Annotated in this window: 19 protein-coding genes; 5 read left to right on the top strand and 14 right to left on the bottom strand. The window is 23.0% G+C overall.

Features of this window, described 5'->3' with window-relative positions:
• Positions 1–101: 101 nt before the first annotated feature.
• Positions 102–929 (top strand): hypothetical protein, encoded by an 828-nt coding sequence (locus MYE_RS01380; RefSeq protein ID WP_042733227.1) that lies wholly within the window; start codon positions 102–104, stop codon positions 927–929.
• Between the two features lie 26 nt (positions 930–955).
• On the opposite strand, the gene udk is transcribed toward MYE_RS01380, so the two are convergent.
• The 3 genes from udk to nagA form a co-directional block, all read right to left on the bottom strand.
• Complete coding sequence (gene udk / locus MYE_RS01375; RefSeq protein ID WP_004427120.1) at positions 956–1,588, bottom strand: uridine kinase; 633 nt, start codon at positions 1,586–1,588, stop codon at positions 956–958.
• A gap of 128 nt (positions 1,589–1,716) precedes the next feature.
• Positions 1,717–2,205 (bottom strand): hypothetical protein, encoded by a 489-nt coding sequence (locus MYE_RS01370; protein ID WP_042733226.1) that lies wholly within the window; start codon positions 2,203–2,205, stop codon positions 1,717–1,719.
• 199 nt (positions 2,206–2,404) lie between these two features.
• Positions 2,405–3,541, bottom strand: a complete 1,137-nt coding sequence (nagA, locus tag MYE_RS01365; RefSeq protein ID WP_042733225.1) for an N-acetylglucosamine-6-phosphate deacetylase — start codon at positions 3,539–3,541, stop codon at positions 2,405–2,407.
• A 228-nt stretch (positions 3,542–3,769) separates the two neighbouring features.
• Here nagA and MYE_RS04245 point away from each other — a divergent pair, with 228 nt between their 5' ends.
• Positions 3,770–4,072, top strand: a complete 303-nt coding sequence (locus MYE_RS04245; RefSeq protein ID WP_042733224.1) for a lipoprotein — start codon at positions 3,770–3,772, stop codon at positions 4,070–4,072.
• A gap of 361 nt (positions 4,073–4,433) precedes the next feature.
• Here MYE_RS04245 and MYE_RS01355 read toward each other — a convergent pair whose 3' ends face one another.
• The 10 genes from MYE_RS01355 to MYE_RS04355 all read right to left on the bottom strand — a co-directional run bounded on the left by MYE_RS01355 (position 4,434) and on the right by MYE_RS04355 (position 14,679).
• Positions 4,434–5,153 carry an SDR family oxidoreductase gene (locus tag MYE_RS01355; RefSeq protein WP_042733223.1) on the bottom strand — a complete coding sequence of 240 codons (720 nt, stop codon included), beginning with the start codon at positions 5,151–5,153 and terminating at the stop codon, positions 4,434–4,436.
• A gap of 14 nt (positions 5,154–5,167) precedes the next feature.
• A complete protein-coding gene (locus MYE_RS01350) occupies positions 5,168–5,728 on the bottom strand; it encodes a nucleotidyl transferase family protein (protein WP_042733222.1) in 561 nt (186 codons plus the stop codon).
• The gene (gene truB / locus MYE_RS01345) at positions 5,728–6,597 is read right to left on the bottom strand and encodes a tRNA pseudouridine(55) synthase TruB (RefSeq protein WP_042733221.1); all 870 of its coding nucleotides are present in this window, start codon (positions 6,595–6,597) and stop codon (positions 5,728–5,730) included. Before truB ends, MYE_RS01350 begins: the two co-directional genes overlap by 1 nt.
• Before the next feature lie 53 nt (positions 6,598–6,650).
• Positions 6,651–7,004 (bottom strand): 30S ribosome-binding factor RbfA, encoded by a 354-nt coding sequence (rbfA, locus tag MYE_RS01340; RefSeq protein ID WP_004427559.1) that lies wholly within the window; start codon positions 7,002–7,004, stop codon positions 6,651–6,653.
• Positions 7,005–7,184: 180 nt separating this feature from the next.
• Positions 7,185–8,480 (bottom strand): ATP-binding protein, encoded by a 1,296-nt coding sequence (locus tag MYE_RS01335; protein WP_042733220.1) that lies wholly within the window; start codon positions 8,478–8,480, stop codon positions 7,185–7,187.
• 250 nt (positions 8,481–8,730) lie between these two features.
• A complete protein-coding gene (locus MYE_RS01330; RefSeq protein ID WP_052491393.1) occupies positions 8,731–10,533 on the bottom strand; it encodes a DUF262 domain-containing protein in 1,803 nt (600 codons plus the stop codon).
• A gap of 21 nt (positions 10,534–10,554) precedes the next feature.
• On the bottom strand, positions 10,555–11,157 hold the full coding sequence (locus MYE_RS01325; RefSeq protein ID WP_144402411.1) for a hypothetical protein: 603 nt from the start codon (positions 11,155–11,157) through the stop codon (positions 10,555–10,557).
• 16 nt (positions 11,158–11,173) lie between these two features.
• Positions 11,174–11,677: a cytosine methyltransferase gene (locus MYE_RS01320; protein ID WP_407937418.1), complete on the bottom strand. Its 504-nt coding sequence runs from the start codon at positions 11,675–11,677 to the stop codon at positions 11,174–11,176.
• A gap of 337 nt (positions 11,678–12,014) precedes the next feature.
• Positions 12,015–13,028 (bottom strand): BspA family leucine-rich repeat surface protein, encoded by a 1,014-nt coding sequence (locus MYE_RS04115; RefSeq protein WP_082028300.1) that lies wholly within the window; start codon positions 13,026–13,028, stop codon positions 12,015–12,017.
• Positions 13,029–13,434: 406 nt separating this feature from the next.
• A complete protein-coding gene (locus MYE_RS04355) occupies positions 13,435–14,679 on the bottom strand; it encodes a BspA family leucine-rich repeat surface protein (protein WP_082028299.1) in 1,245 nt (414 codons plus the stop codon).
• Positions 14,680–14,908: 229 nt separating this feature from the next.
• Here MYE_RS04355 and MYE_RS01305 point away from each other — a divergent pair, with 229 nt between their 5' ends.
• Positions 14,909–16,975 (top strand): ComEC/Rec2 family competence protein, encoded by a 2,067-nt coding sequence (locus MYE_RS01305; protein WP_042733218.1) that lies wholly within the window; start codon positions 14,909–14,911, stop codon positions 16,973–16,975.
• A 51-nt stretch (positions 16,976–17,026) separates the two neighbouring features.
• Here the strand turns inward: MYE_RS01305 and rpsT are convergent, their stop codons facing one another.
• Positions 17,027–17,272 (bottom strand): 30S ribosomal protein S20, encoded by a 246-nt coding sequence (rpsT, locus tag MYE_RS01300; RefSeq protein WP_042733217.1) that lies wholly within the window; start codon positions 17,270–17,272, stop codon positions 17,027–17,029.
• Positions 17,273–17,466: 194 nt separating this feature from the next.
• On the opposite strand from rpsT, the gene holA reads away from it, so the two are divergent.
• Both holA and MYE_RS01290 read left to right on the top strand, forming a co-directional pair.
• Positions 17,467–18,417 (top strand): DNA polymerase III subunit delta, encoded by a 951-nt coding sequence (gene holA, locus MYE_RS01295; protein ID WP_042733216.1) that lies wholly within the window; start codon positions 17,467–17,469, stop codon positions 18,415–18,417.
• 1 nt (position 18,418) lies between these two features.
• The gene (locus MYE_RS01290; RefSeq protein ID WP_042733215.1) at positions 18,419–19,864 is read left to right on the top strand and encodes a hypothetical protein; all 1,446 of its coding nucleotides are present in this window, start codon (positions 18,419–18,421) and stop codon (positions 19,862–19,864) included.
• Positions 19,865–19,935: the final 71 nt, after the last annotated feature.

The raw sequence follows: 19,935 nt of genomic DNA, 5'->3' as shown, positions 1-19,935 counted from the left end.
ACGTTAAACAAATATTATTTTTTAATAGTATAAATGGTTTAAAATTATAGATATAACAAACTATAAACACAAGTACATTTAATTAGTAAAGGAGTATGGATATGGAATATAATTTATTAAATTTAGTATTACTAATAATAAACATATTTTTATTAGGTTCTATATTAATGTTGTATTTATTCTATACAAAAACTTATATAAATCATCGAGTGCCTTATATTAATAGTTCTAATAATAACATTACTTCAACTGAGATAAATAATATAATTTTAAATTTTAAAATCATGTTCAATTTAAAAGATTATGAAGTTATTTATACTGATACTGAAAAAATGATAAAAATTTTTAGAAATGTAAACAAATCTAAAAAACAAATCATTATTAGTAAACGCATTTTTGAATCTACAGGTTATGAAATAGATTATTTAATTTCAAGATTGTGAATTTCAGCAAAACAAATTCAAAAAGATAATAAACTTACTTTTTATAAAACATTAATTTATATAATACCTTATACACTATTGTCATTAATTATTATTAGTTTTACATTTTCATTATTTTTATATCTTTACAATCAAATAACAAATGAGTTTAATCAAATGCATTCATCAAGTGCAATTGTATCTAGTTCTGAATATACATTAGCTTGATTTTGAATTAATCCTGTGTCTGGATATTTATGCTTTGCTTTTGTTTTATGTTTATTTATAAATTACTACATATCAATGAGATATAAAAATAGATTAGAAATCTATTATAATGAAGAAGTAACTAAATTAGTTAAATCAGCTATAAATGAATATGAATTTGATTTTAAAGCTGCAAGAACTTATGCTCAATCAATTAAATTAACTTATATTCCAGTTATGAAAATATTTAACTTTTGAAATAATCATTATAAATGAACTGGTCCATTTACTATTGTTTAAAAAAACCTGGTACTCCAGGTTTTTTATTATTCATTTAATAAATCTTTTATTTTTGTAGTTACAATATCAATTGCTACTTCATTTCCTTCTTTATAAGGAATAATTAGATCAGCATGATCAATTGTAGGTTCAATAAAAATATCATGCATTGGTTTTACTTCTGTTAAGTATTGGTGAATAACACTTTCAATACTTCTTGCACGTTCTTTAGTATCACGTTCTAATCTTCTAATAAAACGTAAATCATCAGCTGTTTTAATAAATAATTTTATATCACCTAGTTCACGTAATTTTTCAAAGTATAAAGCAAATATACCATCTAAAATGATTACATCACTTGACTTAATTACTTTTGTTTGTTCTGTTCTTGTTGATTTTACAAAATCATAGATTGGAACAGTGATATTTTGTCTTTCTTTTAATTTAATTAAATCTTGCACTAATAAATCAATATCAATTGAGTTGGGGTGATCGAAGTTAATCTGTTTTCTTTTATCAATTGACATTTCACTAAAATCTTTATAGTAATCATCCATTGAAATATGAGAAACTGACTTATCTTTTAAAATCTTATTAGCTATTCTATCAGCTACTGTACTTTTACCACTAGCACTTCCACCTGCAACTAAAATAATACTTACTTTTTTATTCTTGCTCATAAACTCTCCTAATTTAAATATTATTGTTATTTTAGCATTGCTCTTTTTTATAATAAAGACTTTATTAAATTAAATTTAAAAAAATAGAGCTTAAGTAGCAAAACAAAAAGCGTTTCTACTTATTAACTCTATTTTTTATCTTTTTCTTCTTTATCTTTTTCTTCTTTATCTTTTTTGTGTGAACAATCTTTTGAGCATTCTTTATTTTCTAAGATAATTTTTAAGTGAGTTGGTAAAGCATAAGATAAACCAACTAGATATAAAATTATAATTCCTAATCCTGGAGCAACCGCTTTAAATCCTAATGCTGCAATAAAGAAAGGAACAGCAATGATTAACAACATTGTAGCTAAAATTAATATTGATATATTGATTATGATTAATAATTTTTCATGTTTTTTAATTTTTTTAGATTTTATAAAAGTTAATAAAAACGGTATTATTAAACAAAGTCCTGAAAACACAAAACCTGTAACAGCTAACGCATAAGGAGTTGTTTGTTTCCCTAATACGTGTAGGTGTTGATTATTTCCATAACCAAAAGATTCATTAGCAATTATAACAAGTATGAACATAAAAAATGTTGATAAAAAGTTTAATAGATGCTTCTTTTTCATTTTTCTTGCCTCCTTTAATTTTATTTTACATTAATAGTTAACTTGTACAAAAAATCAGTAAGTTAGATATCAATTCTAAACACTTACATTGTATTTTTAACACATAAAAACGATACTTTGTCTTTTTTACATAGAATTGTGAAGTTTGCATTAAATTCTATTTAAAAGTCAATTAGTAAGTGTGTTACAACTAAGATTTTTAGACTGTTTTTTCAAATACTATCTTTCCTTCAACTATTGTTTTTAAAACATTTAAGTCTTTATCTAAAACAACAAAATCAGCATACTTATTAACTTCAATACTTCCTGTATAACTATAAATATTTAATTGTTTAGCAATATTTATTGATGTTGTTTTTATTAAATCAGTTAATGATATATTAGTTATATTTTTAAAGTTTTTAACTACACTATCATAAGTTGCAACTGAACCTGCTAGTGCATTATTTGATACTAGTCTTGCTTGATTGTTAGATTTGTTGACTTTTAAATTACCTAATTGATAAATTCCATCATCTAAAGCTTTACAACTAATCGAATCAGTTATTAAACAAATGTTGTCAGCTGTTTTATGATCATAAACTAGTTTTATAATTTCAGGTTTTAAATGAATGTTATCAGCAATTATTTCACACAAAATATCTTTATGATTCAAAGCACTAACAGCTAGTCCTGGGTTGTGATGATCAACTGTACTCATTGCATTAAATAAATGAGTTATATGTTTTACTCCTAATTTGTAGTATGGTTCAAATTCGTCAGCTTTTATATTAGAATGACCTGCACTTGGTATTATATTATTTTCTAGTAAATATTTTGTAAAATCAGTGTTATCTAATTCACATGCATAAGTAATTATTTTGATATTATTATTTGAAATTTCATTTCATTTTTTAACTAGTTTAATATCAGGATCTTTTATTAAATCTTCTTGATGAGCTCCCTTTTTAAATTTACTTATAAATGGTCCTTCTAAATGAACTCCAATACATTTAGCTTTAGCATTATTAAGCTTCATAAATTCTTTTAAAATAGTTTCAGTTTTTTGATCGTTATTAGTAACTGTTGACTGAACATATCTTGTGATTCCTTCTTTAACTATATTATCAGCAAATGTTTTAAATCTATTTTGATCACCTTGTTCAAAATCAACACCATAACCACCATGAGTATGACAATCAATAAAACCTGGTAGTAAAAAATTATTTTCTAAATCAATCGCATCATTTAATTTGTAATCTGAGCCAATCTCAACTATTTTCTTATCTTTAATAATTACATATCCATTCTTAATAATTTCATTTTCTAATACAATTTGAGCGTTTTTTAATATCATAAATCCTCCGTTAGTTTAATTTTATAATGATTAGTTTTAAAACTTATCTATCTATTAAATAATTAATTATTATAAAAAATATGCTAATGTCATCTAATTATGTAAAACGCTTGATCAAAAAAAAAAAAAAATAGAATAAAGGCAACCACTAAAAAAGTGAAAACTATGGTTTAGTTGTACTTAATTTAAATTCGAAATATATTTTAGATTTATGAAAGGTACAAACAAATGAAAAAATTATTAACAATTTTAGGATCAGTTGCAATGGTTGCTACAACTGGGGCTGTTGCTGTTGCATGTAAAACTGAAGCTAAAAAACCAGCTGAAGACGCTAAAACTCCAGATGGAAGCCAAGGTGGAGGAGATAAAAAAGAAGACGAAGGTAAAGACGAGAAAAAAGAAGAAGAATCTGGAGGAGGAGCTGTTAAACCAGGTGGAGAAGCATCTGAAGGGGGAACTGTTCAGCCAGGTGGAGAAACTGTTCAACCAGGTAGTGGTGGATCAACTGAAGAAATGAAGCCTTCTGCTTAGAATAAACAATAATTAATATAACAAACAAGTCTTTAGACTTGTTTTTTTATATTCATAGTTAAAATAAAAAATCTCAACCGATTATGATTGAGAATTTTTATTGCACTTATTCAAAATTAACAATAACTTCACCAATAAATTTGAAAGTTACAAAAAACTGAAAGTAGTATCAACCTTTCAAACTCTTAATTTAATAATGCCCCTTGAAAATTAAAATTACTTTTAACTTATACTTTTATTATAAAACTAGATGTCTTGCTTGTTCTTTTAATGAAACGTTTTTCACCTAAATTTTTAGCTTTGTTTCATAGTCTAATAATTTGTTTTAAATATAAAAAAGACACCATAGGTGTCTTTGAAATTAAACTGCTTGATTTGTGTGTGAGATCATTAATTCTTTAATTGATACATCTTGAGGTAGTTGATAAACATATAGAATAGTTTGTGCAATTTGATCAGCTGATAATCCACCATTAAGTTTATCTTTTCTTTTCATATGGTTTTCTAAAACTTCTTTATTAGTTGTTGTTGATAATAAATTAGTGTCAACTATTGCTGGTTCAATTAAACAAAATCTAATGTTAGTGTCAGATAATTCTCTTCTTGCTTGTTCAGTAATTGCATTAACTGCAAATTTAGACCCATTATAAACTGCATGATCAACTGAAGTATATCTACCTGAAACACTAGAAATATTGATAATAGTTCCGTGATTTAGTTTTCTCATAGTTGGTAAAACTGCATCCATTCCATTAATTACACCTTTAATATTAATATCTAAAGTATCATATTTTTCTTGTAAATCTTGATCTGCATATTTATCCATTGGCATAATTCCAGCATTATTAATCATTAGATCAACTGGACCAAATTTCTCTTCAGCTAATTTAATTGCATTTTTAATTTGATCAATATCTCTAACATCAACACGTGCTGTAACACAATTATCTAAGTTTAAACTATCTAAAATTTCTTTTCTTCTAGCCATAATTAAAACAGGATAACCTTTTTCTGAAAATAATTTAGCACAAGCTAGTCCAATACCACTACTTGCTCCAGTAATTGCTACTAATTTTTTCATATTCTCACTTCCTTTTAATCAAAATCAATTCCTAATAATTCTTTAGCTTCTTGGATTTTATTTTCTTTTATTAGTTTTTTAATATTTGATGAAGAAATATTATTATCTCTTTTTTCAACAATAACATTATCAGTTCCAAATTCAACAATTAAATAATTAATATCACCTTTAGCTTGTCAACCGAATTTAAAATCTTCACCTTCAACAATTTTGATAACGTTTAATTTAGTTTTTAAATCATTTATAAATTGTTCTCTAGTTGTTAAAGTTAGTTTTTTATTAACTTTAATATCATAAAAATAATCTAATTCTTTTAAGTTTTTATTTATATAATTTAATTTTTGTTCTTTTGTTGCTATTTTTTGATAACTTTTAGATTCAACAAAGTTTTTAATTTTTTTATCAAAACTAATAACTATACTATTTAAGTTTTCTTTTTTAGCTATATCAATAACTTGATTAATTATTTTTTGATGATAGATGTGAAAACCATCAAAATTACCAATAGTTATAATGGATTTTTTATTATTTTTAATTGGTTCTATTTTACTAAACGCTTGATTGAAGTATTGCATTAATTGTCCAATCCTCCTCTTTTAGTTTTAAAAATATCATCATTTGATCTTTCATAACAACTAATTAAATTATTATCTTTATCACTTATAAAAACTAAATCTGGATTAACATCTAATTTTATTTTTTTACCTTGTTTAACACTTAAAATATCATCATAATTAATTATTTTATAATCAGATAATTTAATAGCATCATACATAGTTATTAGATTATCTCAATTGATTTGATCGATAGTTTGTGCTTTAGTTATATCAAAAGATCCTGATTTAGTTCTTCTTAATTCTTTTACATAACTAATAGTGTTTAGATCTTTAGCAATATCAACTGCTAAACTTCTTATATAAGTTCCTTTAGAACAATAAACATCTAAAGTTATTTCATGATTTTTATTATCATAATTTAAAAATTTAGTTTCATATATTGTGATTGTTCTTGATTTGATATCAACTGTTTTGTTTTCTAAAGCATATTCATATAATTTTTTACCATCAACTTTAATAGCTGAATAAATTGGAGGAGTTTGATCATAAGTATAATTATTGTATTTATTTATAACATTATTTAAAGTAGTTTGATCAATTTCAAAACTAGGTTCAGTTTTAATAATTTCAGTTTCAGCATCATAACTACTAGTTTGAGCAAATAATTTTAAAGTAACAATATATCTTTTATCATTATTTAATAAATAATCACTTATTTTAGTTGCATTATTAACTAAACAAATTACAACTCCAGTTGCTAGTGGATCTAAAGTTCCGCAATGTCCTACTTTTTTAATATTTAACTTCTTTTTAACTTGTTGAATAAGATTATTAGTGCTTATGCTTTTAGGTTTATCTAGTATTAAAATTCCTGATTTTTGATTCATATTTTATTCTTTCTAACTTAAAAAAACCAAGTTTAAACTTGGTAATTTTATTTTTATTTTGAATTTTGTTCAGCTAAAATTTCATTAATGTGATTTGCACGATCTAAACTTTCATCATATTCAAAATTTAAGTTTGGAACACTTCTTCAATCTAGTTTAGAAGCTAAAATCATTCTAATTTCTTTTAATCCTTCTTCAATTTCTTTACCAACATTTTCTTTTGAAATTTCTTCATTGATTGGTAAGAATGAGTAGAAAATTTTAGCATGAGATCCATCAGCTGAAAGTCTTACTTCAGCTACTGAAACTGTATTTAAAACTGGGTTTTGTAATTCTCTTTGTAATATTAAATTTAGCTCTCTTAACATTTGTGATTCTTTTTTCTTTTGAGCTTTTAAGTTTGACATAAATAAACCCTCCAATTTTTGTATATGTTTATTATATCATTATTATTAACTTATAAATTTAATATACTGTGTTGTTTCTTAACTAGTTTTTGTTTGTTATACCAGAAAATATTGAAGTAATAATTTTAGTTCTATTTTCAATTATTTCATAATTTCTTTATTGCAATTTAATAAAAACGACTATACGTTAAATACATCATTATCTAATAAGAATTCTTTTAAACCTACATATAAAATTCCATTTGCATCATAATGTTTAAAAATATCATCATAAACAATAACAATTTTTTTATAGTTATCTTTTACTTGTAACAATGGTCTTATTTCTTGTTCTTTTTTATCTGGTTCATCAAGATTTAAAGCAACTTGAATATAATATTTTGTATCAATTAAATTTGCAATAAAATCTATTTCTAAATTATAAACATTACGTGATTTGTCTGTTTTTTGATCATATGTTACATATCCAACATCAACGTTGAACCCTCTAGCTTTTAACTCATTATAAACTATATTTTCCATAATATGACTACGATCTAAATCACTAAAATTTAGTCATGCATTTCTTAAACCGATATCAGTAAAATAATATTTTAAAGGAGTTGAAAAATATTTAGCACCTTTTACATCATATCGTTTAGCTTTAGAAATAATATATGCTTCTTTAAAATATTCAATATATTTTGAAACAGTATTAGCATTAATTTTAATTTTACTTTCAGATAGAAATCTATTTGATAATTTATTAGGATTTGTTAATGAACCAATATTAGAAGAAATGAAATTTAACAACGTTTCTAATATTAAATGTTCATTATTAATTTTGTATCTATCTAAAATATCGCGAATATAAGTTGTAGTAAATAAGTTTTGTAAATATTTTGCTTTTTCAGTATTAGATTCTATTTTATAAACAAAAGGCATTCCACCATAAATAAAATATGTTTTTAAATCAAAATTATCAACTTGTTTACTATTATAAATTTCTTTAAATGTAAGAGGATTTACTTTAATTTCATCTCCTCGGTCTCTAAATTCAGTAACAATTTCACTTGAAAGCATTTTAGAATTGCTTCCAGTTACATAAATATCAACATTTTCATGTAGCATTAAACCAATTAAAACACCTGTGAAATTAATTAGTTGATCATCTTGTTCAACATAAGGATTTTTAATTGATTTACAATTTTGGATTTCATCAATAAAAACATAATATTGAATATCTTTGTTAGAAATCTTATCTAAAAAATATTTATACAATTCAATAGGATTGTGATATTTAACATTTGCTATATCATCTAGATTCATTGTTAGTATTTGAGTTTGATCAACACCATTTTCTATTAAATGATTTTTAAATAAATTAAATAATAAATATGATTTACCACAACGTCTTATTCCTGTAATTATTTTTACTCTACCGTTGTGTTTTTTAGAAATTAATTTATCTAGATATTCATTTCTTATTATATTCATAAAGCACCTTTTTGACTTTCTGTTAAATTTATTTTAGCACCAATATTTTTACTATTAATAGAAACAGGAACAAAAAACATGGAATTCCATAGTTTTTGTTCCTGAAATTAGCATTTTTTAGAATTTAACAAATAATTTATATGGATTTCCATATTTTTTGTTCGTAAAAGTTTATTTATGTTATTTTTAAACCCATCAGGTGTAATTATTTATTGATTAATTAAAAAATGATTTTGAATAATTTATTTAATTAGTCTGTATTCATTATGTCAAAAACTGTTGAAGCAATAATTTTAGTTCTGTTTTCAATTATTTCATAGTTTCATTCATCACAATTAACAATAGCAGGTACATCATTTTCTAGATATTTTAACTCTTTTATGATTAATGGTGAATTTGATTTTTCATATAAATTCTTTTTCTTTTCTGAAAAAGATTTATTACCTATTGAACTATTTTTACTTCCATCTACAAAAACTAAGTTTCCAGGTTGCTCTAAAAATCTAACGTATTTGGTTTGTGATTCTGGGTTATTTTCATCATATCCAACCATATTTTTTCATGTAGAATTATGTTTTTGTGGCATTATATGTTCTAGTGTTTTTCCTGCATTATACTCTATTTTTTCATTTGATCCACTAAGAATACTATCTTCATAGATATCAATTATACTTTTATAAATTCACTTTGTTTGTCTTTTTGGGAATAAACAAGCTTGGACAAATTCTTCTTTACTGTGATTTGATAGTAATAGGTTGTTTTCTTGAGTTGATTCATTTAAGATTTTTCTGATTTCATTTGGAGATTTTTGTTTTTCTATAGTCAATTCATTAATTGCTTCTATAAATTTTGATAATGATTGACCTGTCCCTTCAACAGCCATATATTTTATAAGATGTGCTGAAAGAACTTTTAAATATTTTAAAATCGTTTCATTATCATTTCATTTTTCCTTATTTTTATCAAATAATGAAAATTTATCAAATAAAGCAAATATATATGGAATATGAACGTCTTTTTGATCTATTACTCTAAGTCATAATTTATTTCCAACTTCTTTTTCTAGTGGAAATTCAATACCTAAAAATAATATTGCAAACTTTTGTAATTCGTCTAACATATTTGTAAATGATTCATCGTCTGATATATTCAAATCTTTTAGATAATTTTTGAAATTTTTATACAATTTGTAATGAGAGAATTTAGCATTATATTTTTTTCAAGTTAAAAAGTGTTTTATAAAAATTTCAACTTGCTTGTGAACGTCACTTTTCTTAATTCCTCTATGATCATTGTTAAAAATTTTGATTATTTTTAAATTGAAATCACTAATTTTAGTTTTTGCATCCTTATTTGTTTTTTGAGAAATAATTAAATTCTTAATTAAGTCAAATTCTCTTAAAGGGGTTCCTTTTGAGTTTAGGTTTTCAAATATTTCCATTTCATATGATGGATTTTTATTTGTTTCAAACTCTGAAATACAAAAAATAAAATTATTTAAAAAAGTGTCAAGATAATCATTAAAGTTTATGTTTTTATCTTTGAAAAATTCTTTAATTATTCTATATGTGTTTTTTATATTGTTGCTACTAATTTTTTCATATACTTTACTAGAATCATTCTCTTTAACAAGTATATTCATACTTTCACTTAAATCATTTTCGTATTCATATTCAAATTTAATCTCGTGACCAAATTGTTGTTTTAGTGGGTTTAATAAACTTTTATCTGAACAAATAGATTTTAAATAATGTATTAATATTAAAGAAGTTGTTAACCTTTGTTGTCCATCAATAATTCTTTTTTTACGAGTGTATATATCTTCTTTGATCTCAGTAGTTGTTATCATTCCAAAATAATGTTCTTTTTTATCTTCAACTCTTAATTTTAAATCTTCAAGAAGTGTTAATACATTTTCTTCTTCTCAACAATATTCACGTTGATATAAAGGAATTTGAATTATGTTTTTTGGATCTGTATAATTTTTGAAAAAATTACTAATTGAAGATCTTGTAAAATTTATTGAACTATTAGTTTCTTGATTTTGTTGCATAAAATAATTCCTTTCTCTTTTTTATTTAATAAAATCATGCCCTAAGACTTTTGAAATGATATAGTTTTTTGTTTTTTCTGATAAGCAAATTTCTTTTTCTCATCGACCTATTTCATATTGCTTAAATTTGTTAATATCAAATTCTGATGTTTTTTTTAATTTCTTTAATTGTAAAGAATTTACATTATTTTCATCAATGATTTTTAGCTCTATTAAAAAAGATATGATTTTGCTTTGACGATAAATATTTATTCAATCTTTATAGTATTGATTATTTCCTTTATCGTATTTTGAAAAAATCAAATCTATAATTTCTTCTACTGAACGTTCTTGTAAAATAGGTATGTAATCTCCATTTAAATTAATATCTAAAAAACCAAGACCAACAAGAGTTTTAAAGCATTGTTCAAATGCTGAATCACTATTAAAATTATCCACATATTCATTATTTTCATTAAATACTTTCATTCTTTTGCCTTCTGGGTAGTAACTAATTTTTTCATGATTTTTATAAATTTGATCAAAGCGCTTTTTATATGCATCAAAACAAATTGCAACCATTCTAATTCTTGAACCTTTAACTTTTTCTAAAATAATATTTTTTTCTTCATTACTAATTAACATATTTTCTCCATTAATTTTAATTTTCAAAGTCTAGATAATTGATTATATTTTCAATTAGATCTTTTACTAGTTCTGATGGTATTGAGCTTCTTTTAGAATAACTTCCTCTAGCCATATGATCATTATTTCCTTTTACTCGGCTTGTTAAAAGGTTAAGTTTTATATTACTTTTAAAGATAGTAGGTTTTAAAGAAAATTCACTATCATAAGATGAATAATAAGTTTTGTTTTCAAAATAACCTGTGTGAAAATCTCAATGCTCTTTTTGAAATTCTCAAGTTTTACTAGTTGCTGGATTTTCAATTACTCAAACTTTAGGATTGAATGTTTCGATAATATTAATAGTTGCTCCAATTGTTGCTACTCCAAGTATTCTTCCTATTTCTTTTTGTAAGAATTGTCTTCTTTTTACAGGGTGGCAAGTTTTATTATAGTTTTGATAAAATTTTCTATTTTTTACTTCTCAAATTGAAGTTGAATTTTCTTGGTCATTTGAAGTTGAAGTTATTTTTGTGAACATTTTAGCTCCACAATCAGCTCCACTTCAACTCTCACAAGGTGGTGAAGCTAAGATTATATCTGGATGCTCTAATTCGCTTAATTGTTTTATTAAATTTAAAATTGGTTAAAGATAAATCTATTTGTTTGTATTTATAATATTTTGAATTCTTAAATTTTATATTTTTAGGATCATTTATCCCTATTGAATAAACTATAAATTTTTTATCAAAATATTTTTTAATAGCTTCTTTTTTCACGTACATCATCTCTTTTTAACTCTAAAGATAATGATATATATATATATATGCAAGCGTTTTATAAAAAATGAGCAGAAAAAAACCCACAAAACTTGTGAGTTAATTTTTAATTTTAAAAGTAGGTCTTTTAGATTCAGTTCATTCTGGGTGATTCGATTCTGGGAAATCATGGGAAAAATCTTCAAATTCAGTAACATTATCAACATTTCAATTAGATATATCTTGGTTGAAGGATGGAGCTTTTTGAAACATAGCTGTCATATCAGTAACATTTGATGTATCTCAATTAGATATGTCTTGGTTAAATGATTTTGCACCATCAAACATTAAACGCATATTAGTTACTTTTGAAGTATTTCAGTTGTTTAAAGGTTGGTTGAAGGACTTAGCACCAGAAAACATAGCGAACATATTAGTTACATTTGAGGTGTTTCAGTCGTTTAAAGGTTGGTTGAAGGATAAAGCTCTTTCAAACATAAAGCTCATAACAGTTATATTTGAAGTATCTCATTTTTCAATCCCTTCGATTCTTTCGTTTTTATTTTCACTAAATAAACCTACTAAACTTGTTATAAATCATGGTAATTCTTCTGGAACTTTACTTGTATTTATATCAAATTGCTTTACCATTCAGTTCCCATCTTGATTTATAGAATAACCAATTTTTTTACAGATTGATTTATCTTCATTATACACGGCAGTTCTGCGATTATTACTTCCATTTCCATCAACGGGTATAAATCTAACTTCAACTTCACCAGAAAATTTTAGATCTTTTGTTGTAGATTTAATTACTGCACTAAATTCAGAAATTTCAACTGACAGACTTGATAAGTCTCTATCTTTAATTTCAACATTTAATTCTTTTAGTTTATTTAATATGGTTTTTTTATTTAAATTTTGTTCTTCAATTGTTCCTAAGACTTTTTTGGTTAAGTCTGATAAATTTATTTTTTGATTTTCATTATCTTGATTCGGATTTTTATTTTCTTCATCAGTTTTATTTTGAGTATTTGAATTCGGTTTCTTAGCAACAGCAACTCCAATTCCAGTACCAATTAAAGCTAATAATATTAAAATTGGAGCTATAATTCATAATAATTTCTTTTTCATATCTATTCCTACTTTTTTGCAATATAACTTGATTCTATTTTTTTTTTTTTTTTAGAATCAAGTACTAAATTACAAAAAACAAGAATTAATATCCAAGTATTTTATAAGAACTAAGCAAAAAAACTCACAAAAGTTTGTGAGTTAAATTATATTTATTAAATTTATAATTGAATTGAAATAGTATATCCAACAACAATTTCACATTTGAATTTAGTATTGTTAGATTTTGCTTTGATTTTTACTTCTAATTTTTGATCTATTTTTTGTGCTTCAAATTTTTCTTTGCTAATAGATTCTAATTTTGATGCATTTTTAATAAATCAAGCATCGACACTGTTTAATTCTTTTTTAGCTTGTTCATTTTCAATGATTAAAGTTCTACTTTTGTTTTATTAACAGGGATATGTTATTTTCTAAATTTTTCTGGGATATGTTTTTCTTCTAATTTTGAGTTTGCAGCAAAATCAGAAAAATCATTAACATTATTAACATCTCAGTTAGAAATGTTTTGGTTGAAAGATTCTGCATTACGGAACATTTCTCTCATATTTGTTACATTTGAAGTGTTTCAGTTGTTTAGAGGTTGGTTGAAGATTTTTGTTTGTTCAAACATACCTCACATATTTGTTACATTTGAAGTGTTTCAGTTTCCTACTGGTTGATTGAAAGATTTAGCACCAACGAACATTAAAATCATATTAGTTACATTTGAAGTGTTTCATTTAGATATGTCTTGGTTGAAAGATTCTGCATCACGGAACATAGCACCCATATTAGTTACATTTGAAGTGTTTCAGCTAGATATATCTTGGTTGAATTTTGAAGCACCATCAAACATACTATGCATATTAGTTACATTTGAAGTGTTTCAATTAGATATGTCTTGGTTGAAAGATTGAGCTTTTTCGAAGATGCTACTCATATCAGTTACTTTAGAAGTATCTCACCTTGATATATCTTGGTTGAAGTTTTCAGTATCAACAAACATGTAACCCATATCTGTTACGTTTGAAGTATCTCACTTATCCAAACCTTTTATAATTGTACTCATATTTTCTTGGAAAACCGTATTTAAACTTGTTATAAATCATGGTAATTCTTCGGGTACGCTATTTGTAGATGGAAGCATCACATCAAGACTTCAGTTTCCTGCATTATCTTTCCTATACCCAAATTCTTCACAAACTCTCCCATCTTGGCTATAAACAGTATATTTACCTCCAAACTTGTCAATAGGTATAAATCTAACTTCAACTTCTTCTTTAAATGTTGAATCTTCTGATCTGACTTTAATTTTTGCTGTGTATTTAAGTTTTTCTACTATTAGATTTGATGTATCTTTATCTTTAAAATCAGAATTTAATTCTTTAACTTTTATCAATACATTTGCATCATTTATATTATTTTCCAAAAAAGTTCCTAAATCTCTTTTAGTTATTATTTCTGATAAATCAATTTTTTGATTTTCTTCATTAGGTGTTGAATTTACATTATTATTTTCATTATCTTGATTTGGAATTTTATTTTCTTCATCAGTTCTATTTTGCGTATTTGAATTCGGTTTCTTAACAACAGCAACTCCAATTCCAGTACCAATTAAAGCTAGTAATATTAAAATTGGAGTTATAATTCATAATAATTTCTTTTTCATATCTATTCCTACTTTTTTGCAATATAACTTGATTCTATTTTTTTTTTTTTTTAGAATCAAGTACTAAATTAGAGAATCTTCATTAAAAATATGCTATTTATTAATAAAGTTTAAATAATATAAAAAACCTCATATGCTTTGTGTGTGGTATTTACAAAAATTCAATAATATTTGTTGTTTTAAAAGGTTATATTTTTAAATTTCTTTCTAATACATTATTGGTGAGAGAATGGATAAGTTAAAACTATTTAGTATAGATTTTTATCGATATTTAGTTAATAAACATTTCTTTTTAATGTTTTTATTATTATCGTGTTGTTTTTGTTGTAATTTAATTAATAGTTTTGATTTGAAATATTTAATTTTAACTATTTTATTTTTAAGTATTTCAATTAGTTTAAATTATAAAAATTTTCATTTAATATTAATAATTTTTATAGTGATCTGTTTAGTTTTTTTAGGTTATAAATTATGGTTTAAACATGATGATTTAAGTTTTTTAAATAATAAAGAATTACAAGCTAAAGTTGTAAGTAAACATAATAATTATGCAATTTTAAAATATAAAAATATTAAGTTTTATGTATCTGATTTTGATAACAAATTTCTTTTAGATCAAAAAATAAATATTATTGGAACATTTAAAAAGTTAGAATCAAATACTAATTATTATCAATTTGATTTTTTTGATTATTTAAATAAACAATTTGTAACTCATCAATTAGATAAATATAAAATTAATGATATTTCTAATGGAATTAGATCAAGTGAGTGATTAAGTAAAAATATTTATTCAAATAATTTAGTTAGTATGTTTTTATTAGACAAAAATAATAAATCTTCAGATTTAAATAAAGTTTTATCAGATTTAAATTTAGAGTTTTTACTTGTTTTAAGTAGTTTTAATATTCATTTATTTACTAGATTTTTTTACAAATTAAACTATAAGTATAAATGAACTATTAGTTTAAAATATCTTTTTTATGTAATTGTATTTTTAATATCTTATTTAACAAATTTTAGTTATGCTTCACTACGTATTGTTGTTTATTTTTTAGTAAGTGAGTATTTTATTTTTTCAAAGAAAAAAGCACCATTAATTTTTAAAAGATTTGCATGTTTAATAATTTGTTTTTTACTAACACCAAGTTTTTTAACTTCTAGTTCAGTGTTGTTTGTGATTTTAGCTTTTTTATTTGTTTATGAAAATATGTTTAGAAATAAGTTTTTAAACTATATAACTAGATCAAGTTTATTTACTTTTTATTTTATTCCACTGCAAATTTATACATTCTACAGTTTTAGTATTGTTACTCAAATTAGTTTAATTTTTTTAAGACCATTATTTGCTTTAATTTATTTTACAATTCCAATTTGATTATTAATAAATACTAGTTTATTAACTAATAGCTTATATAAAATATTGACTTGAATAAAAAAGATTAATTTTAATATTAATTTAGGTTATTTTAATGTTATGTTTTTATTAGTTGTTTATTTAATTGTTTTAATTGTTATGATGTATGAGTTTAGAAATTATAAAACTTGAATATTACTATTTTTTGTTTTACTAGTTTGTTATTTAGTTAATTGATTATTAAAACCTGGTGTGTTTTTATCAATGTTAAATGTTGGAAATGCAAATACTTTTATTTTTCACGATAAATATAAAAATATTACTATTATTAATGATTGTGGAACTGGTGCAGGATTTTCAAAACAAATACCATATGAATTTTTAAAATATTATGGAATTAATAAAGTTGATTTAATTATAATTTCGCATTATCATGCTGATCATTTTAATGGATTAGAAACTATTCAAAAACATATAAGAGTTGATCAAGTAATTGATTATAATAATTTTGAACATATTAAATCTTTTAAAGGAGTTAATCTTTACTTTTTTTGAAATAATTTAAAATCAGAAAATAATAGATCTTTGGTTCATATTTTAGAATATAGAGATGTTAGAATTTTATTTACAGGTGATATTGAAAAAGAAGCTGAACTTAATTTAGTTAATAATGCGTATTTTAGGTATGTATTAAGTTTAAAACCAATTGATATATTACAAATTCCTCATCACGGATCAAAATCAAGTTCAACAGAAGAATTTATCAAATTAATAAACCCTAAATATGGACTAATTTCAGCTAATTTGAGAACTTATAATTTTCCAAATATAGAAACTTTAACTACATTATTTAAATACAATATTACTTATTTTGAAACTGAAAAAATTGGAAATTGCTTTTTTGATTATAGTTCTTATAGATTTTGATTTAAAAAATAAAAAAGACCACCGAAAGGTGGTCAAATTATTTATCTAATGAATTGAAAAATATTAAGCGCTCATTAAGCGTGATTTTTCTCTAGCAGCCTTGTTTTCTTTAAAGATTCCTTTTTTAAGACCTTTATCAACTAGACTAACAGCAGCTTTAACTAATTGCTCTTTATTAGCGTCATCAGCTTTTTTAGCAGCTAAAGCTTTTTTAATAGCAGTTTTGATTTCTGATTTAAAAGCTCTGTTAGCTAATCTTGATTTTTCGTTAGTTAAAACACGTTTTTTCTGAGATTTAATGTTTGCCATTTCTTTTTCAACTCCTTTTATAAAATTATAGATTTTTGAAATACATATACAAGTATAACAAATTTTAAAATAAAGTTAAATATAAAAATAATATATTTTAATCACTTATTACTTTATTATCTAAATAAATATTAATTATTTGATTATTATAGCAATTAAAATTGTAAAATATATAAATGAATAGAGTGATAGATATGTATTTTGTTTATTCTGAAGACTTCTTTTTAATGAATCAAAAAATTGATGAAATTATAAAAAAGAATCAAAATAAAGATAATTGTGAAATAAAGACTTTTTCTTTAACTGAAGATGATTTTAATGATATTTATGATAATGTAACTAATTTTAGTTTTTTTAGTGATCAAACAATTATAGTAATTACTGAAGCTTATTTTGTAAATGAAAGTAAAACTAGTTTTAATAAAAACTTTTCACTAACTAAACTAACTGAAATGATTAAAAATAAAAATCCAAATAATATAGTTATTTTTGCAATGAATTCTAATAAGTTTTCTAAAAAATTAAAAATAGCTAAATTTATTGAACAACATTGTAATGTGATTTATTTAAAACCTTATGATCAAAATCAAACTATTGATTATATTATTAAATATCTAAATTCTAAAAATAAAAAAATTGATAATAAACTAGCAAATGAAATTTATAATTATTTACCAAATGATCTACAAACTATTACTAATGAATTAAATAAATTAGCTAGTTTAACTTCTCAAATCAATTTAGATATTATAAAAAATGTTTTTGCTAAATATCATCAAGATGATGTATTTATGTTAGTTGATGCTTTTATAAGTAATGATATTTCTAAATTTATAAAACTTTACCGAGATTATGTTTCAATTAATGATGATATTATCGCTTTAATTAGCTTGTTAGAAACTAATTTAACTTTTTATAGAGATGTATTAATTTTAAAACAACAATTTTTATCTCAACAAGAAATATCATCAATGTTAAATTCTCATCCTTATCGTGTAAAACTAGCAATGAATAATAAATATAATATTAAACAACTAAATGATAAAATTAAAATAGTCTATAAAATATTTAAAGGTATTATTTCATCTGAAATGGATAAAAACATTATTGTAGAATATGAACTTATAAAGAATATGGGAGGATAAAATGCAAGAATTATATTTACAAACTATATATTTAGCTAGAAATATATTAAAAACTGAAAAGTTAAGATATTTTATTTATAAAGATAATCAATTTAAAAATAAATTTTTAACATTAATAAATAATATTTTCACTCTAGAAGCTAATTATGATCAAAATATTGATGGAGAAACTTTTGCTAAACAATTCGCTAAAGCATTTATTTTAATAACTAATCAAAAAGAAAAGCAAAGATTTGAAACATTTGATAATAAAACCGAAGAAGAAATGTTTTCTGATATTGATACAATTATTAAATCAATAATCAAAGACTTTAAAGTAGCTAAAACTAAATTAGTTGATCAAACTGAAAAAATAACTTCTAGTGAAATTCAAACTTTATCTGTTTTAAGTGAAGAAATTATTAGTAAATGAGATCAAAAACTTCAACAAGAAGATAAACCAAAACAACAAGAAAATATTAAAACTCAAAATGAACAAGAAAATGTTGAAGTTGATCAAAACAATCAAACAGTTCAACAACAAGATATGAATGAAATTTTTAAACAATTTAATCAAAACATGTTTGAAAATTTAAAAAATAAAGAGCTTCCAGTTCTTCCTATACAAGATCCTAGGTTTTATCCATATAATTCAAGACCTAAGTTTATGCCGATATTTAAAATAATTTTATCTATTCTTTCTATTATTTCTACTATATTAGCAATTTCAACTTTACTGTTTTTATCATTAAACGTTTTAGATATAAGTTCAAATGAATATGTAGAAAAATTAAAAGCAAATGCTTGAACACATTTTATGGATAGCAATAGAGCTCAAATTTTAAAAAAAATTCCTTTAGGTGGGTTAAAACTTATAGGTGTACAAGGGATTTCATTAGCACTTCTACATATTCTTCCTGCTGTGTTAATTTGTTCTTACACATTCAAATCAAATCAAAATAATAGAGAAAAATATAGAATGAAATTAATGCCTGTAATTCTATTTGTAGTTATGTTTGGGATGATGCTTGGAACATTATTTAATTTTATTTCATCAAAAAATATTGAAGCTAGTTGAAAAAGAGATTTACTTGATCTAATTCAAAATAATAAAGAACAATTTAAAAATCATTTTAATGGCTTTTGAACATTAGTTACAAAAAATTATGGTTCAAAAATTAATATAGCAACAATTTTATCTGCAGTTTGTCTTTCTATAACAATATTTACTTTAATTGTTGCTGTTATATTATTAGTTGTTAATCCAAAACTAGATAAAGAAAGAATTATAAAAGCTAATATAGAACATCAAAAAGCAGTTATGGCAATCATGAGTGGTGAATCATACGAAATAGATCTTTCATTATATGACACTGAAGAAATAGAAATTAAAGAACCAAATAAGTTGCAATTATTTATAATGAAACTTAAAAATAAAAAATCAAATAAGAGTAAAAAAGATGAATAAATTTCATCTTTTTTTATCAAAAAGAACAATTTTTCAATTTTTTTCCTAATACATTAATGAATAGAAATAAG

It is taken from the genome of Mycoplasma yeatsii GM274B (assembly GCF_000875755.1).
Lineage (GTDB): Bacteria > Bacillota_I > Bacilli_A > Mycoplasmatales > Mycoplasmataceae > Mycoplasma > Mycoplasma yeatsii.
Note: the sequence above shows the minus strand (reverse complement) of the source record. Positions and strands in the feature narration are given on the sequence as shown.